The organism is Siccirubricoccus deserti, assembly GCF_014283215.1.
GTDB classification, from domain to species: Bacteria; Pseudomonadota; Alphaproteobacteria; order Acetobacterales; family Acetobacteraceae; genus Siccirubricoccus; species Siccirubricoccus deserti.
Genome location: NZ_JACOMF010000027.1, coordinates 44,779 through 69,433 on the forward strand (window position 1 = coordinate 44,779; position 24,655 = coordinate 69,433).

Sequence of the window (24,655 nt, forward strand, 5' to 3'; positions counted from 1 at the left end):
GCCGGCGCCTTGGCGCTGGCGACCCTGGCCTGCCGCTTGTTCAGCTGCCGGTGCGGCTTGCGCCCTTCGGCAGGAAGCAATGCTCCCGGCCGGGGAAGCGGCGCGCCCGCACATCCTGGGCATAGGCCTCCGCCGCCTGTGAGATCTGGCCGCCGAGATCCGCATAGCGCTTGACGAAACGCGGCGTGAAGTCGCTGAACAGCCCGAAGACATCCTCCGAAACCAGGATCTGCCCGTCGCAGGCGGCGGAGGCACCGATGCCGATGGTCGGGACGGGCAGCGCCGCAGTGATTTCGGCCGCAACGGGTTCGAGTGTTCCTTCGAGCACCACGGCGAAGGCACCGGCTTCGGCCACGGCCTGCGCATCGCGCATGACCTGGCGCGCCTCTTCCTCCGACCGGCCGGTCGCCTTGAAGCCGCCGGCGACATTGACCGCCTGCGGCATCAGACCGACATGGCCGCAGACCGGAATGCAGCGCTGCGTCAGGAAGCGCACCGTCTCAGCCATCTCGGCCCCGCCTTCCAGCTTCACGCCGCTGGCGCCGGTCTCGGCCATGATGCGTGCGGCGCTGCGGAAGGCCTGCTCGGGACTCTCCTGATAGCTGCCGAAGGGCAGGTCGACGATCACGCAGGCATGCTCCGCGCCGCGCATGACGGCCGCGCCATGCGCGATCATCATGTCCAGCGTGACCGGCAGGGTGCTGTCGAAGCCGTAGACCACCATGCCGAGCGAATCGCCCACCAGAAGCAGATCGACGTGCGGGTCGAGACGGCGCGCCATCTGCGTCGTGTAGGCTGTCAGGCAGACAAGCGGCTCCGCGCCCTTGCGATTGCGGATTTGCGGAATGCTGATGCGCTTGACGCGGGCGACCGTGCTCACGAAATTCCTCCCGGAGGTTGTTCTCTGGTCAGCATGACGCTCTCCGCCGAGGCTCCCGCGCTGTCAAGTGCAGGGTCCTGCCGCGTCAGGGAGGGGCATCACCCCCGATCGGGCGGCTGGCTGTCCAGCACCTCTTCCTCGATCGCCGCGAGTAGCCGCGCCGGCAGGTGGCGCGGAATGCCCTCGCCGATCAGCACAAGGCGGCTGCGGTGATCCGCCGTTGGCCAGCCATCCAGCCATTCCAGCGGATGCACCATGTGCTGGATGGCATGGACGACCACGGGCTTCTCCGGCGCCTCGGCCAGCGCCACCAGCCCCTTCAGCCGAAGCAGCCGCGCCCCGGCGTGCTCGGCCAGCCCCTGCATCCAGAGGGTCAGCGCCAGCGCCGGGATCGGCGCCTCTCGGGTGATGGCGATGCTGGCGACGCCGGCGCTGTGCCGGGCGCTGGCCTCGAGGAAATCCGGCAGCCGGCCCTGGGTGAACAGCCATTCCGGCTCCACCGCGCCATGCGTTGCCGCGCGCTGCGGCGCCGCCGGGTTCAGCGCCTGCAGCGCCGCCTGCAGCGCCGCGGTGTCCGTGGCGAGGTCGGACTTGGTCAGCAGGATGCGGTCGGCCAGCATCGCCTGGCGTTGCGCTTCCGGGTGCCGTGCCAGGGTCGAGGTGCCATGCACCGCATCCGCCAGGGTCACCACCGAGGCCAGGCTGTGGGTCGCCGCCACCCGCTCATCGGTCATCAGCGCATGCAGGATCGGTGCCGGATCGGCCAGGCCCGAGGTCTCGATCAGCACCCGCGCATAGGGCTGCACCTCGCCCGCCGCACGGCGCCGTGCAAGATCCAGCAGGGTCTCGATCAGGTCGCTGCGCACCACGCAGCAGAGGCAGCCGGTGGAGACGCTGACGAAGGCATCCTCGCTGGCGGCGATCAGATCGTGGTCGAGCGGCACCTCGCCATACTCATTGACGATGACCGCGCTGTCCGCCCAGCGCGGGTCGCGCAGCACCTGGCGCAGCAGCGTGGTCTTGCCGGCGCCGAGGAAGCCGGTGATGACGGAGACGGGGATCATGCGCCTGGCAGCGAAATGTTGTCCGGCGCGCCTGCCAGCGCGACCCGCAGCCGGCGCGCCTCGCCCTCACCGGCGCCGACGGCGTTGCGCAGCGCCCGCAGCAGCCCGAGCACGGAGGTGCAGGGCCGCCTCTGGCCCGGACGTTCCAGCCACCAGCGCACCGGCCGGTCGGCGGCATCCGCGGCATAGACCCGCAGCGCCATGCCCTCCAGCGCCACACCGCCCTCGGCAATGCGCAGGCGCCCGGGCACGGCCCAGAGCGCCAGCGCATCCGCCAGCAGGTCGCGCAACTCGGGTGGGGTCACAGCGCCGCGCCGGCGCGGATATCCTCCGGCACCTTGCGGGCCAGCCACTGCCCGCCGCGGTCGTCGCCCAGCCACTTGTCGCCCTCGACGACGATCTTGCCGCGCAGGATGGTCATCGCCGGCCAGGCATCCACCTGCCGGCCTTCCCAGGGGCTGTAGTCGCTCTCATGCATCACCTCGGCCCGCACGGTGCGCTTCAGCGCCGGGTCGAGGATGCAGATGTCGGCATCGGCGCCCGGCGCGATGCAGCCCTTGCGCGGGTAGAGGCCCATGATCCTCGCCGCATTGGTCGAGACCGCATCGACGAACTGCCGCAGCGAGAAGCCGCGCTTGCCGACCATTTCCGAGTACATCACCGCGACCCGCGGCTCGACGCCCGAATTGCCGCCGGTGGTGTCGTCGATCCGCTTACCCTGGGTCTTCACCGCCAGCGAGCAGCAGAGCTCGTCCGTGGCGACGCAGTTGATGCTGCCGTCGCGCGCGCCGCGCCACAGCTCATCCTGGTCGGCCTGCGATTTCAGCGAGGGGTAGGTGTGATACATCTGGCCGTTCGGCCGCTTGTAGTCCTCCTGCGTGTACAGCATGTACTGGTGCAGGCTCTCGCCATAGACGGGCTGGTTCTTCGCCCGCGCCGCGCGGATCGCCTGCACGCCATTCGCCGCCGAGACATGCAGCATGTAGAGCGCGGTGCCGGGCACATGCTCCGCCAGGCGGATGACACGGCGGAAGGAGAGGTCTTCCGACAGGGTGTTGTGCACCTCCGCCATGTTCTCGAAGCCGGTGCGGCCCTCGCGGAACAGCTTGGCGTACATGTGCATGACGATGTCATTGTCCTCGGCGTGGATGACGCCGAGGCCGCCCTTCTTCGCCAGCACCTGGAACACCTCCCAGATGTCGCCGAAATCCACCATGCGGCCCTTGCGGGAGGGGGTGATGTCGGTGGTGAAGATCTTCACCGTGGCGTGGCCGGCCTCGATCGCCTCACCGATCTGGGCGGGAATCTCCGGCGGCAGATCGCCCTCCACCATGGTGTGCAGCGCCCAGTCGCAGGGGCAGCCGTCGTCGCGCCAGGCCGCCATGCGCTCCTCGATGGCGCCCTGCACGGTCTTGCCATGCATCCAGCGGGTGAAGTCGATGATGGTGGTGGTGCCGCCGAACAGCGCCGCCTTGCCGACGACGGAAGGCCCCTGGGTCATGCCGGCCGGCCCGTCCGGCACCGGCACCGGCCAGAGACAATGCGTATGCGGATCGATCCCCCCCGGCATCACCACCTTGCCCACGGCGTCCACCCGTCGCGCATTGGCCGAGAGCGGAAACGCGCCGCGCTCGGCGACGGCGACCACCTTGCCGCCGGCGATCGCGACGTCGGCCGGGCCGATGCTGTGTGGCGTCACCACGCAATCCCCGGAGATGACCAGATCCACCATCGCCCGTACTCCCCTCGTTCCGCGCCCCGATGCTGCCTCCGCGCGGCCCGGCACGCAAGGCTTGCAGGGCGGTTTCAGCCGCCTGAGATTACCGCCATGGCACGCACGCTCTTCGACAAGATCTGGGACAGCCACGTCGTTGCCGATCTCGGCGAGGGCTGGTCGCTGCTGCACATCGACCGGGTGCTGCTGCATGACCTCTCCGGCGCGCGGGCGCTGCGGGAGGTGGCGGAGCGCGGCCATGCGCTGGCCCGGCCGGATCTGGTCTTCGCCACGCCGGACCATGCCGTCTCCACCGCGCCCGGCCGCACCGCGGAAACCTTCGCCGGTGGCGCCGCCACCCTGCACGGGCTGCGGCAGCGGGCGAGGGAGACCGGCATCAGGCTGTTCGACCTCGGCCAGCCCGGCAATGGCATCGTCCATGTCATGGCGCCGGAGCTTGCCATCGTGCTGCCCGGCCTCACCCTGGTCTGCGGCGACAGCCACACCTGCACCAATGGCGGCGTCGGTGCGCTGGCCTTCGGTGTCGGCGCCAGCGAACTGACGCATGTGCTGGCGACCCAGACGCTGATGCAGCGCCGGCCACGCAATCTGCGGCTGCGCTACGAAGGCCGGCTCGGCGCCGGGGTCACCGCGAAGGACATGATCCTTGCCGCCATCGGCCGTTACGGCACCGCTGCGGGCACCGGCTTCGCGGTGGAATACGCCGGCAGCGCGGTGCGGGCGCTGCCGCTCGAGGCGCGGCTGACACTCTGCAACCTGTCGATCGAGATGGGCGCCAAGATGGGCATGGTCGCGCCGGACGACACCAGCTTCGAATACCTCGCCGGCCGCCGCTTCGCCCCGCGCGGCGCGCAGTGGGAGGCGGCGCTGGCGGCCTGGCGCGCCCTGCCAAGCGATCCGGATGCCCATTTCGATGTCGAGCACAGCCTGGACGCATCGGCCATCGCGCCGCAGATCACCTGGGGCAACAGCCCGGAGCAGGTGGTCGCCGTTACCGATCCGGTGCCGCAGCCGCGCCATGCCGGCGATCGCGCCGCGCTTGACTACATGGGGCTGGAGGCGGGGCGGCCGATCGCCGGGACCAAGGTGGATTGGGTCTTCATCGGCTCCTGCACCAACTCCCGCCTGTCCGATTTGCGCGAGGCGGCGGCGGTGCTCGGTGCCAGGCGCGTGGCGCCCGGCGTCACCGCCTGGGTGGTGCCGGGCAGCGAACAGGTGAAGCGCGATGCCGAGGCCGAGGGGCTGCATGCCCGCTTCCAGGCCGCCGGCTTCGAATGGCGGGAGCCGGGCTGCTCGCTCTGCGTCGCCGCCAATGGCGAGACGGTGCCGTCGGGGGCGCGCTGCGTCTCCACCAGCAACCGCAATTTCGTCGGCCGCCAGGGCACCGGGGCGCGGACCCATCTGGCCAGCCCGGCCATGGCCGCGGCGGCGGCGCTGACCGGCGCCATCGCCGATGTCCGGAGCCTCGGCTGATGCAGCCCTTCCGCACCGTCACCGGCATTGCCGCGCCACTGCTGCGCGCCAATATCGACACCGACATGATCATCCCGGTGCAGCGCCTGGTCGGCGCCAGCCGCGACGGGCTCGGGCCCTACGGCTTCGAGCGCTTCCGCTACCTGGCCGATGGCAGCGACAACCCGGAATTCCCGTTGAACCGCAAGGCCTTCCGCACTGCGCCGATCCTGCTGGCGGGCGAGAATTTCGGCTGCGGCTCGTCCCGCGAAGGCGCGGTCTGGACGCTGATGGGCATGGGGCTGCGCTGCGTCATCGCGCCGAGCTTCGGCGACATCTTCCACAACAACTGCTTCCAGAACGGGCTGCTGCCGGTGCGGCTGCCGGAAGCGCTCATCCGCCGCATCGCCGAGGCGGTGGAGGCCTCGCCCGGCAATGCCCGCGTCACCGTCGACCTGGAGCGGCAGGAGGTGATCACCCCCTGGGGCGAAGCGGTGCCCTTCGCCGTGGATGCGCGGAAGAAGCAGGCGATGCTGGAAGGGCTCGACGAAATCGCGCTGACGAAGCAGCGCGCCGAGGAGATCGCCGCCTGGCAGGCCCGGGACCGCGCGGCGCGGCCCTGGGCCTGGGACAGCGTCAGCTGATAGTGGTGCCGAGCTTCGCCGCATAGCGCTCCGTGAAGCGGCCGACCACCTCCGGGTTGATGATGCGCGGCGGCAGCCGCCCAGCCGCCGCATCGGCGAAGGCCAGGGCGGCGATGCGGCTGATGTTGGACCGGCTCTCATGCGTCACCCCGGCGGTGTGCTGGGTGACGATGACGTTGTCCATGTTCAGCAGCGGGTGCGAGGGCGGCGGCGGCTCCTGCTCCCACACATCGAGGCCGGCGGCGGCGATATGGCCGCTGGCCAGCGCCGCATGCAGCGCCGGCTCGTCATGGATGTTGCCGCGTGCCGTGGTGACGAAGACCGAACCCTTCTTCATCCGCGCGAAGCTCTCGGCGCTCATCAGCCCGCGGCTTTCCAGTGAGAGCGGCAGGTGCAGGCTGACCAGGTCGCTCTCGGCCAGCAGCTCCGGCATCTCCACCTTGCGAGCGCCGCGGGCCGCCACCGTCGCCGCATCCACATAGGGATCGCAGGCGAGCACCGGGCAGGAGAAGGCAAGGCGGAGGATCTCGGCGACGCGGGTGCCGACATTGCCGATGCCGACCAGGCCGACGGTGCGGCCGCGCAGCTCGCGCCCCATCAGCGCGACCCGATCCTTGGCCCGGCCGGCGCGCATCGCCGCCTGGGCTTCCGGCATGCGCTTCAGCAGCGCCAGCATCATGCCGACGGCGTGCTCGGCGACGCCCTCGGCATTGCCGCCGGCCTGGTTCACCACCAGCACGCCGGCCTCGGTGCAGGCAATCGGGTCGATGGTGTCGTAGCCGGCACCGGTGCTGCCGGCCATCAGCAGCCCGGGCAGCTCCGCCAGCAGTTCGGCGCGCACATGGAAGGGCTTCGGCAGCTCATCGCGGGACGCCATGACGTAAAAGCCGTCCACCTCACGCAGCGCCGCCAGCACCGCCGATTCCGGCTGGTCGAGCGGGATACGCACCACGTCCAGCGCCGGATGCTGCGCCGCGGTGTCGAGGAAGGATTGGTGCGGCACATGGGAGAGATAGCCGACGCGGAAGCGGCGTGACGCGGGCATTGCGGATTTCCTCCGGATTGTCCCGGCGGTTGTATCGCGCGGCCGGGCGGGCGAAAACCCGGGCGGCGGCGGCAGGGGCGGGGCGGTGACAGTTCAGATGGCGGTCGTCCTGCTCGGGGCGGCCTGTGCCGGCTTCGTGCAGGGGATTTCCGGCTTCGCCTTCGGCCTGGTGGCCATGGCCTTCTGGTCCTGGGTGCTGGAGCCCGCGGTGGCCGGCCCGCTGGTGGTGTTCTGCTCGATCATCGGCCAGGGCATGGGGTTGCGGCTGCTGCGGCTTTCCGCCGTGCCGAAGGCGATTCCCTTCATCCTTGGCGGGCTGGTCGGCGTGCCGCTTGGCGTGCTGCTGCTGCCGATGGTCGACCCACGGCTGTTCCAGGTGGGGCTCGGCGCGCTGCTGCTGCTGTGGTGCCCGGCGATGCTGCTGGCGGCGCGGCTGCCGCGCATCCACCATGGCGGGCGCTGGGCGGATGGGTTGGCCGGCGGGCTGGGCGGGGTGATGGGCGGGCTGGGCGGGCTGCCGGGGCCGATCCCAACCCTCTGGTGCGTGTTGCGCGGCTGGGACCGCCACACCCAGCGCAGCGTCTTCCAGCTGGTGTTCCTGACGATGCACGTCACCACCATGACCGGATACCTGCTGACCGGCACCATCACGGCGGAGGAAGCCTGGATGTTCCCGGTGATGGCACCGGTGGTGATCGCCGCGGCGCTGCTGGGCGCCGCCGCCTACCACCGGCTGGGCGACATCGGCTTCCAGCGCATCGTGCTGGGCCTGCTCGCGGCCTCGGGCGCGATGCTGCTGGCGGCGAGCCTGCCGAAGCTGCTGGGCTATTGAGCCGACCCGGATGATCCTGCCCGGCACCGGGCGGGACCTCTGCTCGCAGCCGGCCGTCCCGGGCACTCCCCACCCGATGCACGTGGCCATGGAGGAGCGCGGCTGTCCCGTCTTGCACCGGGAGCGTCATGGCCGGGCGGTGCGCCGGCTCCTCCGCATTGCCCCGCCCGGCCGCCGGGGCCTGGGACTTGCCATGGGGCGCCTGCGCGAACGCGCCGGCGAGGTCATGGCGTCCAAGCCGACGCCGGCCGGCTGAGCGGCCTGATCTGGTTGAGGGTCGTGAGCGGATGGCGATGAGCCCGCCAGCGCACCGGCGAGCCGGCCACCGCCGGAGAGGTTCGGCGGCTTCAGGTGCCACCACCAGATCCAGAGCCCGCGCAGCGGATGGACCGGATGGCGGTGGTGCCGGCGCCGCTCTTCACCTCCTCCGCCTTCCTCGGCGCTGCGGTCGCGCTCGTCATGATCTTTCGGCCGAGACGTGGTGCGGGAATCGGCGCCGGCGTTCGTCGGCATGCGGCACGGCGCCTGCCATGGCATGCCGGACCAGTGCATCGAGCAGCGGCCGTGGCGATATCTGGCCGATCCTATCGGCCAGGGTCAGGCGCTGGGGGGGCGACGCCCGCCCGGGCGTGGCGGGGCGTGAACGCCACGTAGCGTGTATTCAGTCAATAAACGATTAATCACAGGGGATTGGCGCTCAGGCAGGACCGCAATCCGCTGTAAGGTGACCGGTGTGCTGTGGCGGGAAGACGCCACCCTGCATCCGCACCGCCCGGCGTGTCTTGCCGTATTCTCCAAAGGCTGCATACGATCTCTCTTGCCAAACCTGTGCGCGCCTGATTCTCTGCGGCGGGATTGGGGTATGGGGGTTCGGGCAGCATGTCCTTCGGCCGAGCGCTGAAGCGGAAAGCGCGGGAGGCGGTGTTGCCGCTCGGCTTCATCGCGCTGTGCGGCTATTTCGCCTGGCACTCCATGCATGGCGACTACGGGCTGCTGGCGCGGGAGCGGCGGCTGGAGGATCTCGCCGCCGCGCGCGCCACGCTGGCCCGGGCCGAGGCCGAGCGCGAGGCCATGGAGCGCCGTGTCAGCGGCCTGCGGGGCGACCACATCGATCGTGACCAGCTGGACGAGAGGGCGCGCACCCTGCTCAACCTCGTCGGCAAGGACGAAATCGTCATTCCCTACGAGCCGGGCCGCCGGCTCTACTGATCGCCTTCCGGCGACCCTCCCGCCCACCTGCGTCCTGTCGGCAGCCGCTGCGTGGTGCCGCTTATGGAAAGCTGCGCGGGGCCTGCGCGGCGCTTTACCGAAATTTCGTCAGCCTGCCTGTGCCCTGCGGGACTGTTGCGCGTGGTTGCCGCGGGGTGTGAGGTCGCCGCAATGTCTCGATAACTTAGATTCAGTTAATCGTCGTATTGCATTGCACAAGAACGATTTTTTCCTCCTCGGCGAATGCGAATTCCCGCTGCCGTTCGCTTGAAGACCGACAGTGTCCCGCGTAAGTCGGAACAACGGAGACCGACGGGGAGGTTGAGATGGCCCAGGCAGCGGACACTGCAGGCGCCAAGCGGCGCACGCGGGCGACGAAGGAGCCCGCCATGTCGCGCGAGCAGCTGCTCCAGGCATATCACGACATGCTGCTGATCCGCCGTTTCGAGGAGAAGGCCGGCCAGCTCTACGGCATGGGGCTGATCGGCGGCTTCTGCCATCTCTACATCGGCCAGGAAGCGGTGGTGGTGGGCATGCAGGCCTGCCTCGAGCCCGGCGACCAGGTCATTACCTCCTATCGCGACCACGGCCACATGCTCGCCACGGGCATGGAGGCGCGCGGCGTCATGGCGGAGCTGACGGGGCGCATCGGCGGCTATTCCAAGGGGAAGGGCGGCTCGATGCACATGTTCAGCCGCGAGAAGGGCTTCTACGGCGGCCATGGCATCGTCGGCGCGCAGGTCTCGCTCGGCACCGGCCTCGCCTTCTCCAACTGGTACCGGGAAGCGAAGAACGTCTCGCTGACCTATTTCGGCGAGGGCGCCTCCAACCAGGGCCAGGTGTTCGAGAGCTTCAACCTGGCGGCGCTGATGAAGCTGCCGAACATCTTCATCATCGAGAACAACAAATACGGCATGGGCACCAGCGTGGAGCGCGCCAGCGCCTCGCGCGACCTGTCGAAGAACGCCTCCCCCTGGGGCATTCCTGGCGAGCAGGTGAACGGCATGGACGTGATGGCGGTGAAGGAGGCAGGCGAGCGCGCCGTCGCCCACTGCCGCGCCGGCAACGGCCCTTATCTGCTGGAGATGAAGACCTACCGCTACCGCGGCCATTCGATGTCCGACCCGGCCAAGTACCGCACCCGCGAGGAGGTGCAGAAGATGCGCGAGCAGTCCGACCCGATCGAGACTGCGCGCAAGGCGTTGCTCGATCAGGGCGGGACCGAGGCCGAGCTCAAGCGGATCGATGACGAGGTGAAGGCCATCGTCCAGGACGCCGCCGATTTCGCTCAGACGAGTCCGGAGCCGGATGAGCGCGAGCTCTGGACCGATGTGCTGATCGAGGAGGCCCGCTGAGATGGGCGTGCAGATCCTGATGCCGGCACTTTCCCCGACCATGACGGAGGGCAAGCTGTCCCGCTGGCTGAAGAAGGAGGGCGACGCGGTGAAATCCGGCGACGTGATCGCCGAGATCGAGACCGACAAGGCGACCATGGAAGTCGAGGCGGTGGATGAGGGCACGCTGACCCGGATACTGGTGCCCGAGGGTACCGAGGGCGTCTCGGTCAACAGCCCGATCGCCGAACTCGATGGTGGCGGCGCCAATGGCGCGCGGCCGCAGGCCCCCGGCCACGACACCGCCATGCCGCAGCAGCCCGCCCCGCCGGCCGCCGCCAGCTCCGCGGTGGGCGAGGTGGCCAAACAGGCCGAGGATCACGGCGCCGTCGCGGCTCGTGGTCAGGCGCGCGGCGAGGGCGCGGCCAAGGCCGGAGAGGCCGCCGCTGCCCCGGAAAAGGATTGGGGACCGACCAAGCCGATCACCGTGCGCGAGGCGCTGCGTGACGCCATGGTGGCGGAGATGCGGGCCGACGCCGATGTCTTCCTGATGGGCGAGGAGGTCGCGCAATACCAGGGTGCCTACAAGATCAGCCAGGGGCTGCTGGATGAGTTCGGCCCGCGGCGGGTGATCGACACGCCGATCACCGAGCATGGCTTCACCGGCATGGCGGTGGGCGCGGCGATGACCGGCCTCAAGCCAATCGTCGAGTTCATGACCTTCAACTTCTCCATGCAGGCGATCGACCAAATCATCAACAGCGCCGCCAAGACGCTGTACATGAGCGGCGGCCAGCTCGGCTGCCCGATCGTCTTCCGCGGCCCGAACGGCGCCGCGGCGCGGGTCGCGGCGCAGCATTCGCAATGCTACGCCAGCTGGTACGCGCATGTGCCGGGATTGAAGGTGGTGGCGCCCTGGTCCGCGGCCGATGCCAAGGGTCTGCTGCGGGCGGCGATCCGTGACCCCAACCCGGTCATCGTGCTGGAGAACGAGATTCTCTACGGCCAGAGCTTCGAATGCCCGGTCGCCGAGGATTTCGTACTGCCGATCGGCCAGGCGAAGATCGAGCGCGCCGGCAAGGACGTGACCATCGTCGCCTATTCCATCGCCGTCGGCTGGGCGATGCAGGCGGCGGAGGAGCTGGCGCAGCAGGGGATCGAGGCGGAGGTGATCAACCTGCGCTCGATCCGTCCGCTGGATGCCGCGACCATCGCCGCCTCGGTGAAGCGGACCAACCGGCTGGTGACGGTGGAGGAAGGCTGGCCCTATGCCAATATCGGCACCGAGGTGGCCATGCAGGTCATCGAGGCCGCCTTCGACTGGCTGGACGCGCCGCCGGTTCGGGTCACCGGCAAGGACATCCCGATGCCCTATGCGGCCAACCTTGAGAAGCTGGCGCTGCCGACCGTCGCCGACATTGTCGGTGCGGTGAAGCGCGTGACCTACAAGTAAGGGGCGGGATCGATGGCAACCAACATCCTGATGCCGGCGCTCTCGCCCACCATGACCGAGGGTACGCTGTCGCGCTGGCTGAAGAAGGAAGGCGACCAGGTCAAGGCCGGCGACATCATCGCCGAAATCGAGACCGACAAGGCCACGATGGAAGTCGAGGCGGTGGACGAGGGCGTGCTGGGCAAGATCCTGGTCGGCGATGGCACCCAGGGCGTCAAGGTGAACGACCCGATCGCGGTGCTGGTCGAGCCGGGCGAGGCAGTGCCGAGTGGCGGCGCCAAGGCGCCCGAGCCGGCGCAATCCGCCAGCGCCGCCCCAGCGATCGAGGCGGTGAAAGAGGCCGGCGGCAAGGTCGCCGGTGCCGCCGAGCAGCCGGTCCCGGCTCCGGCAGCAAGTGCCTCGCCGAGCCCGCAGCCGCAGCCGCCGAAGGCCAATGGCCATGCCGGCGGCGAGCGCATCTTCGTCTCGCCGCTGGCGAAGCGGATGGCGCAGCAGGCCGGGCTCGACCTTGGCGGGCTTACCGGCAGCGGCCCAGCCGGGCGCATCGTCAAGGCGGATGTCGAGGCGGCGTTGGCCAAGGGGCCGGCCCCTGCGCCCGCGGCAGCCGCACCGGCCCCGGCCGCGAAGCCGGCCGCACCCGCTCCGGTTGTGACCGCGCCGCACACGGCGGTGCCGAACAGCACCATCCGCAAGGTCATTGCCCGGCGGCTGTCGGAATCGAAGCAGACCATCCCGCATTTCTACGTGACGATGGATTTCGAGATCGACGCGCTGCTGAAGCTGCGCGCCGACCTCAACGCGAAATCGCCGAAAGATGGCCCGGCCAGCTTCAGGCTCTCGGTCAACGACCTGGTGATCAAGGCTGTGGCGGCTGCGCTGCGGCGCTTCCCCGATGTCAACGCCATGTGGACCGAGGATGCCATCCTGCAGTTCCAGGACGTCGACATCTCGGTCGCCGTCTCGACGCCGACCGGGCTGATCACGCCGATCATCCGCAAGGCGGACCAGAAGGGCCTCTCGACCATCAGCAACGAGATGAAGGACCTCGCCACCCGGGCCAAGACCGGCAAGCTGAAACCGGAGGAATTCCAGGGCGGCGGCTTCTCCATCTCGAATATGGGGATGTATGGCGTGCGCGAGTTCAGCGCCATCATCAACCCGCCACAGGCCGGCATCCTCGCGGTCGCCGCCGGGGAGAAGCGGCCGGTGGTGAAGGACGGCCAGCTTGCCGTCGCCACGGTCATGACCTGCACCCTCTCGGTCGACCACCGCGTCATCGACGGCGCGCTGGCGGCGGAGTTCATGCAGGCGCTGAAGGGCGTGGTGGAGGATCCGCTGAGCCTGATGCTGTGATCGACCACGTCTCGATCACCGTGCCCGATCTGGCCGCTGCCGCACGCTTCTATGATGCGGTGATGGCGGCGCTTGGTGTGGCGGTGGTCGGGCGCAGCGCAGAATGGGTCGGTTATGGGCTGCGGGCCGATGCGGCGCATCCGGGGCGTAGCTATCTCTCGGTCCGCGCCGGGCCGCGGCCGGAGGCGGCAGCCTCCTGGCAGGCCGGGATCGCCGCGGGCGGGGCGGATGACGGGCCGCCCGGCCTGCGCCCCCATTACCACCCGGAGTATTTCGCCGCCTTCCTGCGCGACCCCGCGGGGAACCGCATCGAGGTGGTCTGCCACGAGGCAAGGTCATGACCAGCCTCCGCCTGCGCAACGCCACCGAGGCCGACCTGTCGCTGGTGCTGCACTTCGTCCGCGCCCTGGCGGAATACGAGAAGCTGCTGCACGAGGTGAAGGCGACCGAGGACGACTTCCGCCGCCTGCTGTTCGGCGCACCGCGCCGAGCGGAGGCGATGGTCGCGGAATGGGATGGAGCGCCCGCGGGCTTCGCCCTCTGGTTCTACAGCGTTTCCACCTTCGACGGCCGGCCGAAGCTCCATGTCGAGGATGTTTTCGTGAACCCGGACCGGCGTGGCCACGGCATCGGCCGCGCCATCTTCGCCGAGCTGGCGCGCCGGGCGCTGGCCGCCGGCTGCAGCCGGATGGAATGGTCGGTGCTGGACTGGAACGCGCCCTCCATTGCCTTCTACCGCAGCATCGGCGCGGTGCCGCGCGAGGGCTGGACCCTGCAGCGCCTGAGCGGCGCGGCGCTCGACGCGCTGGCCGCCGGCTAGGCAGGCGCATGGCCAGGCCATCTCGCTCCACATACGCCGCAAGCCACCGCCAGCCCCGCGGCCCCGCCGCCACCGCAGTCTTCGGGAGAGTGTGACCATGGCCGAGCAATCCTTCGACCTGATCGTCCTGGGCGGCGGCCCCGGCGGCTATGTCGCCGCCATCCGCGCGGCGCAGCTCGGCATGAAGACGGCGGTGGTGGAACGCGAGCATCTCGGCGGCATCTGCCTCAACTGGGGCTGCATCCCGACCAAGGCGCTGCTGCGCAGCTCTGAGATCAACCACCTGCTGCACACGCTGGATGCCTATGGCTTCGCCGCCGACAACATCCGCTTCGACATCGGCAAGATCGTCAAGCGCAGCCGCGCCGTGGCCGGTCAGCTCTCGGGCGGGGTGAAGCACCTGCTGCGGAAGAACAAGGTCACGGTGTTCGACGGCCATGGCAAGCTGGCCGGCAAGGGCAGGCTCTCGGTCACCAAGGACGGCAAGCCGGTCGCCGACCTCGCCGCCAAGCACATCATCCTGGCGACCGGCGCCCGCGCCCGGGTGCTGCCGGGGCTGGAGCCGGATGGCAAGCTGGTCTGGACCTACAAGGAAGCCATGGTCCCGCCCGCCATGCCGAAGCGGCTGATCGTCATCGGCAGCGGTGCCATCGGCGCGGAATTCGCCAGCTTCTACCTCAACCTTGGTGCCGAGGTGACGTTGGTGGAGGTGTTGGACCGCATCCTGCCGGTGGAGGACGCCGAGATCAGCGGCTTCGTGCAGAAGGCCTTCGCCAAGCAGGGCATGAAGATCCTGACCGGCGCCAAGGTGCAGGGGCTGCGCAAGGCCGACGACAGCGTGACGGCGGTGATCGAGGCCGGCGGCAAGGTGCAGGAGATCGTCGCGGACCGGGTGATCTCGGCGGTCGGCATCGTCGGCAATGTCGAGGACATCGGCCTCGAGGGCACCGGGGTGAAGGTCGACCGCGCCCATGTCGTGATCGACGAATGGTGCCGCACCGGGGAACCAGGGGTCTACGCCATCGGCGACCTCACCGGCCCGCCCTGGCTGGCGCATAAGGCGAGCCATGAGGGAGTGCTCTGCGTCGAGCACATCGCCGGGCTGAACGAGGTGCATCCGCTGGTGCCGCTGAACATCCCCGGCTGCACCTATTGCCGGCCGCAGGTCGCCAGCGTCGGCCTGACCGAGGCGGCGGCGAAGGAGGCCGGGCATGCGGTGAAGGTCGGGCGCTTTTCCTTCATCGGCAATGGCAAGGCGATCGCGATGGGTGAGCCGGAGGGGCTGGTCAAGACCGTCTTCGACGCCAAGACCGGCGAGCTGCTTGGTGCCCACATGGTTGGGCCCGAGGTCACCGAGATGATCCAGGGCTATACCATCGCCAAGACCATGGAGACCACCGAGGCCGAGTTGATGGAGACCGTCTTCCCGCACCCGACCATCTCCGAGGCGATGCATGAAGCGGTGCTTGATGCCTATGGCCGGGTGATCCACATGTAGCGTCCTGCCCTCCGGCCTGCGCGGCGTGTCGCTGCGCGGGCCGGGACCGGCAGGCCACTGGAATGCAAGGCATGGCCACCCGTATCGAAATTCGCCATCCCGAGAAGGCCCATCGGCCCGACAACCCGATCCAGCGGAAGCCTGCCTGGATCCGGGTGAAGGCGCCGACCCACCCGGTCTACCACGAGACCCGGGCGCTGATGCGCGAGAACCGGCTGGTCACGGTCTGCGAGGAGGCCGCCTGCCCGAATATCGGCGAATGCTGGTCGCAGCGCCACGCCACCATGATGATCATGGGGGAGACCTGCACCCGCGCCTGCAGCTTCTGCAATGTGGCGACGGGGCTGCCGAAGGCGCTGGATACCGATGAACCGCGGCGGGTCGCCGAGGCGGTGGCGACGCTCGGGCTGAGGCATGTGGTGATCACCAGCGTCGACCGCGACGACCTGGAGGACGGCGGCGCCGGGCATTTCGCCCGGACGATCGGCGCCATCCGCGCCGCCGCGCCGGAGACCACGATCGAGGTGCTGACACCGGATTTTTTGCGCAAGGACGGTGCGCTGGAGGTGGTGGTCGCCGCCCGGCCGGATGTGTTCAACCACAATCTGGAAACCGTGCCGAAGCTCTATCCGACCATCCGCCCCGGTGCCCGCTACTACCATTCGCTCAGGCTGCTGGACCGGGTGAAGCAGCTCGATCCCTCCATCTTCACCAAATCCGGTGTCATGGTCGGGCTCGGCGAGGCGCGGATCGAGGTGCTGCAGGTGATGGATGATTTGCGCTGCGCCGAGGTCGATTTCCTCACCATCGGTCAGTATTTGCAGCCGAGCGTGAAGCACGCCGCGGTGGACCGTTTCGTCACGCCCGAAGAGTTCGAGGATTACGCCCGCATGGCGCGCTCCAAGGGCTTCCTTCTGGTCTCCGCCACGCCGCTGACCCGCAGCAGCTATCATGCCGACCGCGACTTCGCCGCATTGCGCGAGGCGCGCGCCGCCCGGCTGGCCGCCTGATGCCGACGCATGCGGAGAAGCGGATTCTCCGCTACTCGCCCGAACAGCTCTTCGACATGGTGGCGGATGTCCGCCGCTACCCGGAGTTCCTGCCCTGGTGCGTCGGCGCCCGTGTCATCTCGCACAATGACGACGGGCTGGTGGCGGATCTGACCATCGGCTTCAAGATGTTCCGCGAGAGCTTCCGCAGCGAGGTGACGCTGGAGCGGCCGCAGCATGTGCATGTGCGCTACCTCAACGGTCCCTTCCGGTACCTGAACAACCACTGGCGCTTCATCCCGCATCCACAGGGCACTGAGGTCGATTTCTTCGTCGATTTCGAATTCCGCTCACGGCTGCTGCAGGCGGTGATCGGCACCGTCTTCAACGAGGCGGTGCGGCTGATGGTTCGCGCCTTCGAGCGCCGGGCGATGCAGCTCTATGGCCGGCCGCAGGCGCCGGGCGCGCCGGTGCCGGCGGCCCAGGGATAGAGCAAACTCCGGTCAGGTGGACTCGGCTGATCAGCGCGATTTGCTTGTCCAGACAAAAGGCTGGGGCGGTTTCCGTGAACCAAGGCGGACAGAAGCCGCTCCAGCAGCCGCCTGGGTCGGCGCATCAGCCCCGCTGATCCGCCGCATCAGGCTTTTTCACTGGTTGTCTTGCCGAGGCGGCGGCAGGCTCGGTGCATGTCCTACATCCTCTACGGCGACCGCCGTTCCGGCTCCGCCACCGTCGAGCTTGCGCTGGCCGAGATCGGCGCCACGGCGGAGCTCCGCCCGGTGTCGATCGACACCAACGCCCAGCTTGCCGAGGACTACCACCGCATCAACCCGATGGGCCGGCTGCCCACGCTGATCCTGCCGGATGGCACGGTTGTCACCGAAAGCACCGCCATCCTGCTGACCCTGGAAGCCCGCCACCCCGAGGCCGGGCTGCTGCCACCTGCCGCCGACCCGGGCCGCGCCCTGGTGCTGCGCTGGATGATGCTGGCGGCAAGCGAGATCTATCCCTGCGTGACCCGCAGCGACTACCCCGAACGCTTCGGCGCCGAGCTGGAGTCGATCCGCCGCCGCGCCAGGGAGATGGCGCGCGAGTATTGGCAGCTGATCGAGCGCGAGGCGGTGCCCGCGCCCTTCCTGCTGGGCAACCGCCTCACCCTGGCCGACATCTACCTGGCGGTGCTGTCGCGCTGGATGGGCAATGAGGACTGGATGCCGGAGCATTGCCCGCGCATCCAGGGGCTTGCCCGGGCGGTGGCGACCAGGCCGCGGCTGGCTTCGGCCTGGTCGCGGCACTTCCCGGTGCCACCATAGCCTGCCCCAGAGGGCCAGCTTCGGGCGAGACGGCGTCACCTACGGCACGCCTGCCAGGTCCCGGATGGCTGTGTCCGGGAACTGGGCTGGATGGCACCGAAGCCTTCGCCCAGGGCTGAGGCTTGCCTGCGGTGCGCATTGGTCGCAGTTTCCCGGCACAGTCGCAGCCCGGAATCCCGCACCATGGTCCATGCCCCCGCCCGCCCGCCCGCGGGCGCCCCGCCGGTCCGCATCAACCTCTATTCCGATACCCAGACCCGCCCGACCGCGGCAATGAAAGACGCCATGTTCCGTGCCGAGGTCGGCGACGAGCAGCATGGCGACGATCCGACCGTCCACGCGCTCTGCGACCGCATGGCGGCGCTGATGGGCAAGGAAGCCGCGATCTTCCTGCCCTCCGGCACCATGTGCAACGTCGTCGCCATCCTGACCCATTGCGGCAAGGGCGATGAGGTGGTGGCACATGAGACGGCGCATATCCTGTTCTCCGAGGGCGGCGCCCATGCCGCCTTCACCGGCGTGCAGATCATGCCGCTGAAGGGCGCCGGCGGCATGTTCACCGCCGATGATGTGCGCGCCGCCATCCGCCCGAAGACCCGCTACACCCCGCCGCAGCGGCTGCTGGAGGTGGAGCAGACGGCGAATATCGGCGGCGGCAAGGTCTGGCCGCTGGCGCAGCTCAACGCCGTCGCCGCGGTGGCGCATGGCGAGGGCTGGGCGACCCATATGGACGGCGCCCGGCTGATGAACGCCTGCGTCGCCGCCGGCGTGGCGCCGAAGGACATGGTCGCTTCCTACGACAGCGTCTGGCTGGACTTCACCAAGGGGCTCGGAGCGCCGCTCGGCGCGGTGCTCTGCGGCAGCAGCGATTTCATCGGGGCCGCCTGGCGCTGGAAGCAGCGGCTCGGCGGCTCGATGCGCCAGGCCGGAATCTGCGCCGCCGCCTGTCTCCATGCGCTGGACCACCATGTCGACCGGCTGGCGGAAGACCACGCCAACGCCAAGGCGCTGGCCCGCGGCCTGCGGCAGATCGAGGGGCTGGTGGTCGAGGAGCCGGAGACCAACCTGGTGTTCTTCGACGTCAAGGGGGCCGGCTGCGACGTACCGACCCTGCAGCGCCGGCTGGCCATGCAGGGGGTCGCAGTCAGTGGACTCGGTGGGCGGGTGCGGGCCTGCACCCATCTCGATGTGACCGCGCCGATGATCGAGGAAGCCATCGGCCTGATCCGCGCCGCGCTGCACGGCTGATGGAGCCGGCGCGGCGCCTGCGCGGCGCCCGCGCCGATGTCGCCGGCCGTACCGCGGAGGCCACGGCGGCGGCGGTGCTGGAAGCCGAGGGCTGGGTCCTGCTCGGCCGCCGCCTGCGCACCCCGGCGGGCGAGCTGGATCTGGTTGCCGAGCGCGACGGGCTGCTGGCCTTCATCGAGGTGAAGGCGCGGCCGAGCCTTGCCGCGGCCGCCGCGGCGCTCGGCTCTCGCCAGCGGGCGCGGCTGCTGGCGGCGGCGGAATGCTGGCTGGCGGAACATCCCGGTCAGGGCGCCGCTGGCATCCGCTTCGATGTGCTGCTGGTCGCTGCCGATGGCACGGTCCGGCGCGTCGCCGATGCCTTCCGGCTGGGCGACGTGTGAACGCTGCCCGGCACTATAGCCGTCACTGCCAGGCAAAATTCGTATACTATAAATCGGGCCCGCGGTGCCGGCGCAGGGCCAGGGCGGTGCCGCCTTGGCCACCGGTTGCCGCATGGCGCCGAGAGGATGGAAACATGCGCAAAACCGCAGTCGCCGGCCTCGCCCTGGCAGCGGGTCTGGCCGCCGGACCGATGCCGCCACGGGCCCAACCGATGCATGGCCACAGCCATGCCCAGCCCGGCCCGATCCTGGGCGAGGTGCATTTCCCCGTCTCCTGCACCCCCGAGGCCCAGGCGGCCTTCGACACCGGGATGAAGCTGCAGCACTCCTTTTGGTACCAGGCGGCGCGCGATGCCTTCCGCGACGCCGCGCAGCGTGACCCCGGCTGCGCCATGGCGCTGTGGGGCCAGGCGCTGACCCTGCTGAACAACCCTTTCACCCCGCCGGTCGCCGCCAATCTGCGCGAGGGCAAGACGCTGCTGGACCAGGCCGAGGCCATGGGGCCGAAGACAGAGCGCGAGGCCGGCTTCATCGCCGCCCTCGCCACCATCTTCGCCGGTGATGACCTGCCCGGGCACCGCGCCCGGCTGCAGCGCTACGAGGAGGCGATGGCGGCGCTGTACCAGCGGCTGCCGAATGATCCGGAGGTCGCGGTCCTCTATGCGCTGTCGCTCAACATGGCCGCCCCGGCGACCGACAAGACCTACGCAAAGCAGCGCCGCGCCGCGGCGATCCTGGAAGCCGAGGCCACCCGCTACCCGCAGCACCCCGGCATCGTCCACTACCTGATCCACACCTATGACGTGCCCGCACTGGCCAGCCAGGGGGTGCCGGCCGCCGAACGCTATGCCGCGCTGGCCGCGGATGCGCCGCATGCGCTGCACATGCCCTCCCACATTTTCACCCGCGTCGGCCGCTGGGAGGAATCGATCGAGACCAACCGCCGCTCCGCCGCCACCGCACGGGCGCGGGAGGAGATCTTCGACGAGATCCATGCCCTGGACTATCTGGTCTACGCCTATCTCCAGACCGGCCAGCCCATGGCGGCACGGCGTGTCCTGGCGGAGACCGACCGGCTGGCGCGCTGGACTCCCGACCGCCCGCTCGGCGGCTATGCCCTCACCGCCATGCCGGCGCGCCTGGCGCTGGAGCTCGGGGACTGGCCGGCGGCGGCGGCGCTGGATACCCGCAGCTTCGGCGTGCCCTATGTGGATGCGACGACGCATTTCACCCGGGCCCTCGGCGCCGCGCGGACCGGCCGGCCGGAGGCGGCAACGCCCGATATCGCGGCGCTGAAGGCCGGGGCGACGGCGCTTGCCGGCCGGGATGCCTATTGGCAGGAACAGGTCGAGATCATGCGCGTCGCGGCAGAGGGCTGGGTGGCCTACGCCCGTGGCGATCGCGACCAGGGGCTGGTGCTGCTGCAGGAGGCAACGGAGCGCGAGGCGCGGACCGAGAAGCATCCCGTGACCCCCGGCCCGCTTGCCCCGGCCCGCGAGCAATTGGCTGAGCTGCTGCTGCTGCTGGACCGCCCCGCCGATGCGCAGCGGGAGTTCGAGGCGGTGCAGCAGACCGAGCCACGGCGCTTCCGCGCGGTGGATGGCGCCGCGCGCAGCGCCGTCCTCGCCGGCGACCGGGACGCGGCGCGGCGGCACTACACGGCGCTGCTGGAGATCGCGGCACCGGCGGAGCAGCCGAATGCCTCCCTGGCGACGGCGCGGGAGTATCTGGCCAAGCGGTGATCGGAAATACTGCTTGGAGTCGAACGGGCAGGGGCGGGGGAGCTGCCCGTTCGACATTATGCCCAACGGCGCTGAACCCTGGCACCTTCAGGGCTTCCTCAAACGCCTGGTGTCGCCGTAAGGCGTGCCCCCCCGTTTGCCTGGCTTCGAACCACCTGGCGCGGCCTCGGACCGGTCAGTGAACCGGTCCGCTGGTACTGTTCCTTGGCCGTGGTTCCCTGGCGGCGCTGGCTCCCGCCGCGCAGCCGCCTGGGAGCGTGCCATCACCCTGCTGGGCTTCCCGCCCGGCTGCTGCGCGGATATCGCCAGATGGTCAACGGTGATCCGGGCGCGCGGGCATCACTGCGGATTGACCGCGTCGCCAACGCATGGTGCGCTTCACCTAATTCCTGGGAGGGAACGCCATGCCGATCGTACCGAATCACGTCAAGCAGCGCCTGGACAAGGGCGAACTCGCCCTCGGCTTCGGGGTGCACCACCTGCGCGGCGCCGCGGTCGGGATGCTGGCCGCCGCCTCCGGCTATGACTGGCTGTTCATTGACATGGAACATGGCGCAACCTCGGTCCACGACGCCACGCAGATCGCCATCGCCGCGCTGAACCAAGGCATCACGCCGATCGTGCGGGTCTGCAAGGATGCGGTGTTCGAGGGCACCCGCGCGCTCGACAACGGCGCCATGGGCGTGGTCGTGCCGCATGTCGATACGGTGGAGGAGGCCCGCGCCGTTGCTGCCGCATATCGCTTCCCGCCGGTCGGCACCCGTTCCTGGGGCGGTCCGCCCTTCGCCTATAATTTCAAGCCGCCTGCGGTGGCCGAGGCGCAGGTCGAACTGAATCGCGACATCCTGGTGGCGGTGATGATCGAGACGCCGGAAGCGGTGGAGAATGCCGGCGCCATCGCCGCGGTGCCGGGGGTGGATGTGCTGCTGATCGGCACCTCGGACCTCACCGCCTCTATGGGGATCGCCGGGCAGATCGGACATGAGCGAGTGCAGGCGGCCTATGCCACGGTCGCCAAGGCCTGCAAGGATGCCGGCAAGGTGATGGGCATGGGCGGGGTCTACGACGAGACCTGGGCAGCGGCCTATATCAAGCTCGGCGCGCGCTTCCTGCTCAGCGGCTCGGACCACAACCTGCTGCTGGCCGGGGCAACGGCGCGGAGCAAATTCCTGCGCGGCCTCCAGGGTGGCTGACCTCTAAGACGCTGAACTGAGGCAAGCTGGGCATCGGGGCAGGTGAGGGCTCCCGGTGCCGTGGCGAAGGATTGCTTGCGAATGGTTCTCAGTATCGCTATCAACGCGGGCAAGATGGAGTGACAGCAATGCGCCCGCACCGACGCATCCTTGGCCTGCTTGCCGCCGGCCTCGCCCTCAGCTTCTCCGCCGCGGCCGAGGCGCAGGAGGTGAATCTTTATTCCTCCCGCCATTACGACAGCGACCGCGCGCTGTACGAGGCCTTCACCAAGGAGACCGGAATCCGCGTCCGGCTCATTGAGGGCGACGCCGACCAGCTGATCGAGCGCATCCGCAACGAGGGCGCCAACAGTCCGGCCGATGTCTTCATCACCGTGGATGCCGCCCGGCTGGCCCGCGCCGCCGATGCCGGCATCCTGCAGCCGGTCCGCTCCGAGGTGATCGCCCGCCGGGTCCCGGCCGGGCTGCGCGATCCCAACGGGCTGTGGTTCGCCGTGTCCCAGCGCGCCCGCGTCATCATGTACGACAAGCAGCGCGGCGCGCCGCAGGGCCTCACGCGCTACGAGGATCTGGCCGATCCGAAATTCCGCGGCATGCTCTGCGTGCGCAGCGGCAATCACCCCTACAACATCAGCCTCGGCGCCTCGATCCTCGCGGCCGATGGCCCGGCGGCGGCCGAGAACTGGGCGCGTGGCGTGGTCGCCAACATGGCCCGCCCGCCGCAGGGCGGCGACCGCGACCAGTTCCGCGCCATCCCCGCGGGGCAGTGCCAGCTTGCCATCGCCAACACCTATTATCTGGCCGCCTTGGGCGCCTCGCCGCGGGACGAGGATCAGGCGGTGTTCCGCCGCATCGGGGTGATCTTCCCGAATCAGGCAGCGGGTGACCGCGGTGCGCATGTGAACATCTCCGGTGCGGGAATGGTGAAGACCGCGCCGCACCGGGCGAATGCCCAGCGGTTCCTCGAATTCCTCGTAAGCGACAAGGCGCAGGAGATGTTCGCGTTGGGCAACATGGAATACCCAGCGGTGCCGGATGCACCGCTGCACCCCGCGCTGACCGCCATGGGCAGCTTCCGCGCCGAAGCGGTGGATGCCGCCCGCACCAATGCCCATGCCGGGCCCGCGCTGCAGATCATGCAGCGCGCCGGCTGGCGCTGAGGGGCAGGCACGATGATCATCTGCCTCTGCAACGCACTGACCGACCGGCAGCTTTCGGAGGCCGTGGCACAGGGTGCCCGCCGGCCGCGCGATGTCTACAACGCCTGCGCCTGCAAGGCGCAGTGCGGCACCTGCACTCGGATGATCCTCGGCATGATCCGTGACGTGATGGTCCAGGGCCCCTGCCAGGAAGCGCCCGCCACTTCGGCCTGAAACCGGTCTGGCGGCGCCGCGCCCGGCGTGACTGCGACTGCGTATCAGGCAGCAAGTACCGGGACTTGCGCTATCACGCTGGCGACAGCCGGCTTGTAAGTCCGCGAGCCTCCCGCCATCGTGACGGGTGAGGCCGCGGCATGGGTGGATTGCCGCGGCCGTATCCTGGAGAGCCGCGATGCAGTCCGACCCGAAGGTGGTTGAGCACCTTAATACCCAGCTCACCAACGAGCTGACCGCCATCAATCAGTACTTCCTGCACGCGCGGACCCTGCGTCACTGGGGCGTGACGAAGCTCGGCAAGCACGAGTACGAGGAATCGATCGATGAGATGAAGCATGCCGACTGGCTGATCGAGCGGATCCTGTTCCTCGGTGGGCTGCCGAATGTGCAGCGGCTGAATCAGGTGATGGTCGGCCAGACGGTGGAGGAGGTGCTGCGCGCCGACCTCACGCTGGAAGAAGCGGCGCTGCGCGACCTGCGGGAAGCCATCGCCTATACCGAATCGGTGCGCGACTACGTCTCCCGTGACCTGCTGCGGCGGATCCTCGAAAGCGAGGAGAAGCACGTCGATTTCCTTGAGCGGCAATTCGACCTGATCAAGCTGATCGGCATCGAGCGCTACATCCTGCTGAACAGCGGCTCGGCGCCGGAGCAGGAGGCCGACGCCGGGACCGATTAGCACTACTTCGGCACTTTCATTCGCGCTTGTGTAGGTCGATGAACTCGCGGCATCTGGGACATCGCAGCCGGATGGCGGCAGCGAGCTGAGCCAGCAGTGCGCGCCGGATGGCGGGCAAGGTGGGCTGGGGCGGCGGTCCGGTGGCGCAGATTTTTTCCCCGCTGGCCACTCTGTGCTAGCCGGAGGTGCTGCAGGAAGGCGAAGGCGATCAGCACCATCAAGGCGTGGTGGTGCAGGCCAGCCCAGGATCGCCCTTCAAAGTGGTCGAGGCCGAGTTCTTCTTTCATCTGCTGCTGCGCCGCTCGCCCACCAGCCACAGCTCATCACCGGGCAGGCGATGTCCGATCTCCGACTGCGGTCCTTCGGCCACCCGAACCCGTCGAGCGGCAAAGTGGGCACTCAGCGGGCCTTTGGTG

The 24,655-nt window shown here is 69.4% G+C and carries 25 protein-coding genes and 1 pseudogene; 20 read left to right on the top strand and 6 right to left on the bottom strand.

Translation table 11 applies throughout. From position 1 onward, the window contains the following. Positions 1–40: 40 nt before the first annotated feature. The 4 genes from panB to H7965_RS18855 all read right to left on the bottom strand — a co-directional run bounded on the left by panB (position 41) and on the right by H7965_RS18855 (position 3,676). The gene (gene panB / locus H7965_RS18840; protein WP_456308175.1) at positions 41–853 is read right to left on the bottom strand and encodes a 3-methyl-2-oxobutanoate hydroxymethyltransferase; all 813 of its coding nucleotides are present in this window, start codon (positions 851–853) and stop codon (positions 41–43) included. A gap of 125 nt (positions 854–978) precedes the next feature. After that, the gene (locus tag H7965_RS18845) at positions 979–1,944 is read right to left on the bottom strand and encodes a CobW family GTP-binding protein (protein ID WP_186772132.1); all 966 of its coding nucleotides are present in this window, start codon (positions 1,942–1,944) and stop codon (positions 979–981) included. Next, positions 1,941–2,249, bottom strand: coding sequence for a hypothetical protein (locus H7965_RS18850; protein ID WP_186772133.1), 309 nt, complete (start codon positions 2,247–2,249; stop codon positions 1,941–1,943). Before H7965_RS18850 ends, H7965_RS18845 begins: the two co-directional genes overlap by 4 nt. After that, the gene (locus tag H7965_RS18855) at positions 2,246–3,676 is read right to left on the bottom strand and encodes an amidohydrolase family protein (RefSeq protein WP_186772134.1); all 1,431 of its coding nucleotides are present in this window, start codon (positions 3,674–3,676) and stop codon (positions 2,246–2,248) included. The genes H7965_RS18850 and H7965_RS18855 overlap by 4 nt, the downstream gene beginning before the upstream one ends. 96 nt (positions 3,677–3,772) lie before the next feature. On the opposite strand from H7965_RS18855, the gene leuC reads away from it, so the two are divergent. Both leuC and leuD read left to right on the top strand, forming a co-directional pair. Further along, positions 3,773–5,152 carry a 3-isopropylmalate dehydratase large subunit gene (gene leuC / locus H7965_RS18860; RefSeq protein WP_186772135.1) on the top strand — a complete coding sequence of 460 codons (1,380 nt, stop codon included), beginning with the start codon at positions 3,773–3,775 and terminating at the stop codon, positions 5,150–5,152. Then, positions 5,152–5,775 carry a 3-isopropylmalate dehydratase small subunit gene (gene leuD, locus H7965_RS18865; RefSeq protein WP_186772136.1) on the top strand — a complete coding sequence of 208 codons (624 nt, stop codon included), beginning with the start codon at positions 5,152–5,154 and terminating at the stop codon, positions 5,773–5,775. Before leuC ends, leuD begins: the two co-directional genes overlap by 1 nt. On the opposite strand, the gene H7965_RS18870 is transcribed toward leuD, so the two are convergent. Next, the gene (locus H7965_RS18870) at positions 5,768–6,820 is read right to left on the bottom strand and encodes a hydroxyacid dehydrogenase (protein ID WP_186772137.1); all 1,053 of its coding nucleotides are present in this window, start codon (positions 6,818–6,820) and stop codon (positions 5,768–5,770) included. The genes leuD and H7965_RS18870 overlap by 8 nt on opposite strands. Before the next feature lie 97 nt (positions 6,821–6,917). Between H7965_RS18870 and H7965_RS18875 the strand changes: the two genes are divergently transcribed. From H7965_RS18875 to bfr, 18 genes are all read left to right on the top strand, one after another. After that, positions 6,918–7,652, top strand: coding sequence for a sulfite exporter TauE/SafE family protein (locus H7965_RS18875; protein WP_186772138.1), 735 nt, complete (start codon positions 6,918–6,920; stop codon positions 7,650–7,652). An 879-nt stretch (positions 7,653–8,531) separates the two neighbouring features. Next, positions 8,532–8,861, top strand: a complete 330-nt coding sequence (locus H7965_RS18880; RefSeq protein ID WP_186772139.1) for an FtsB family cell division protein — start codon at positions 8,532–8,534, stop codon at positions 8,859–8,861. A gap of 326 nt (positions 8,862–9,187) precedes the next feature. Continuing rightward, positions 9,188–10,216: a pyruvate dehydrogenase (acetyl-transferring) E1 component subunit alpha gene (gene pdhA, locus H7965_RS18885; RefSeq protein ID WP_390624578.1), complete on the top strand. Its 1,029-nt coding sequence runs from the start codon at positions 9,188–9,190 to the stop codon at positions 10,214–10,216. Between the two features lies 1 nt (position 10,217). Continuing rightward, positions 10,218–11,648: a pyruvate dehydrogenase complex E1 component subunit beta gene (locus H7965_RS18890; protein ID WP_186772140.1), complete on the top strand. Its 1,431-nt coding sequence runs from the start codon at positions 10,218–10,220 to the stop codon at positions 11,646–11,648. Positions 11,649–11,660: 12 nt separating this feature from the next. Next, positions 11,661–13,001, top strand: coding sequence for a pyruvate dehydrogenase complex dihydrolipoamide acetyltransferase (locus tag H7965_RS18895; protein WP_186772141.1), 1,341 nt, complete (start codon positions 11,661–11,663; stop codon positions 12,999–13,001). Then, positions 12,998–13,342 (top strand): VOC family protein, encoded by a 345-nt coding sequence (locus H7965_RS18900; protein ID WP_186772142.1) that lies wholly within the window; start codon positions 12,998–13,000, stop codon positions 13,340–13,342. The genes H7965_RS18895 and H7965_RS18900 overlap by 4 nt, the downstream gene beginning before the upstream one ends. Beyond that, entirely contained in the window at positions 13,339–13,821 is a 483-nt protein-coding gene (locus tag H7965_RS18905; RefSeq protein WP_186772143.1) for a GNAT family N-acetyltransferase, read from the top strand. The genes H7965_RS18900 and H7965_RS18905 overlap by 4 nt, the downstream gene beginning before the upstream one ends. 97 nt (positions 13,822–13,918) lie before the next feature. Beyond that, entirely contained in the window at positions 13,919–15,319 is a 1,401-nt protein-coding gene (gene lpdA / locus H7965_RS18910; protein ID WP_186772144.1) for a dihydrolipoyl dehydrogenase, read from the top strand. A gap of 71 nt (positions 15,320–15,390) precedes the next feature. Further along, the gene (lipA, locus tag H7965_RS18915) at positions 15,391–16,329 is read left to right on the top strand and encodes a lipoyl synthase (RefSeq protein ID WP_390624579.1); all 939 of its coding nucleotides are present in this window, start codon (positions 15,391–15,393) and stop codon (positions 16,327–16,329) included. Next, positions 16,329–16,799 (top strand): type II toxin-antitoxin system RatA family toxin, encoded by a 471-nt coding sequence (locus H7965_RS18920; RefSeq protein ID WP_186772146.1) that lies wholly within the window; start codon positions 16,329–16,331, stop codon positions 16,797–16,799. Before lipA ends, H7965_RS18920 begins: the two co-directional genes overlap by 1 nt. Positions 16,800–16,994: 195 nt before the next feature. Next, positions 16,995–17,621 (top strand): glutathione S-transferase family protein, encoded by a 627-nt coding sequence (locus H7965_RS18925; protein WP_186772147.1) that lies wholly within the window; start codon positions 16,995–16,997, stop codon positions 17,619–17,621. Between the two features lie 183 nt (positions 17,622–17,804). Further along, complete coding sequence (locus H7965_RS18930; RefSeq protein ID WP_186772148.1) at positions 17,805–18,869, top strand: threonine aldolase family protein; 1,065 nt, start codon at positions 17,805–17,807, stop codon at positions 18,867–18,869. After that, positions 18,869–19,249: a YraN family protein gene (locus H7965_RS18935; RefSeq protein WP_186772149.1), complete on the top strand. Its 381-nt coding sequence runs from the start codon at positions 18,869–18,871 to the stop codon at positions 19,247–19,249. The genes H7965_RS18930 and H7965_RS18935 overlap by 1 nt, the downstream gene beginning before the upstream one ends. A gap of 134 nt (positions 19,250–19,383) precedes the next feature. Next, positions 19,384–20,991: a hypothetical protein gene (locus H7965_RS18940; protein WP_186772150.1), complete on the top strand. Its 1,608-nt coding sequence runs from the start codon at positions 19,384–19,386 to the stop codon at positions 20,989–20,991. A gap of 404 nt (positions 20,992–21,395) precedes the next feature. Then, on the top strand, positions 21,396–22,184 hold the full coding sequence (locus tag H7965_RS18945) for an HpcH/HpaI aldolase family protein (protein WP_186772151.1): 789 nt from the start codon (positions 21,396–21,398) through the stop codon (positions 22,182–22,184). 128 nt (positions 22,185–22,312) lie between these two features. Continuing rightward, entirely contained in the window at positions 22,313–23,344 is a 1,032-nt protein-coding gene (locus tag H7965_RS18950) for an extracellular solute-binding protein (protein ID WP_186772152.1), read from the top strand. Positions 23,345–23,356: 12 nt separating this feature from the next. Continuing rightward, positions 23,357–23,557, top strand: coding sequence for a (2Fe-2S)-binding protein (locus H7965_RS18955; protein ID WP_186772153.1), 201 nt, complete (start codon positions 23,357–23,359; stop codon positions 23,555–23,557). A 178-nt stretch (positions 23,558–23,735) separates the two neighbouring features. After that, positions 23,736–24,239 carry a bacterioferritin gene (gene bfr / locus H7965_RS18960; RefSeq protein WP_186772154.1) on the top strand — a complete coding sequence of 168 codons (504 nt, stop codon included), beginning with the start codon at positions 23,736–23,738 and terminating at the stop codon, positions 24,237–24,239. 2 nt (positions 24,240–24,241) lie between these two features. Here the strand turns inward: bfr and H7965_RS31090 are convergent. Then, positions 24,242–24,655, bottom strand: a pseudogene (locus tag H7965_RS31090) (IS701 family transposase); the annotation flags it as partial.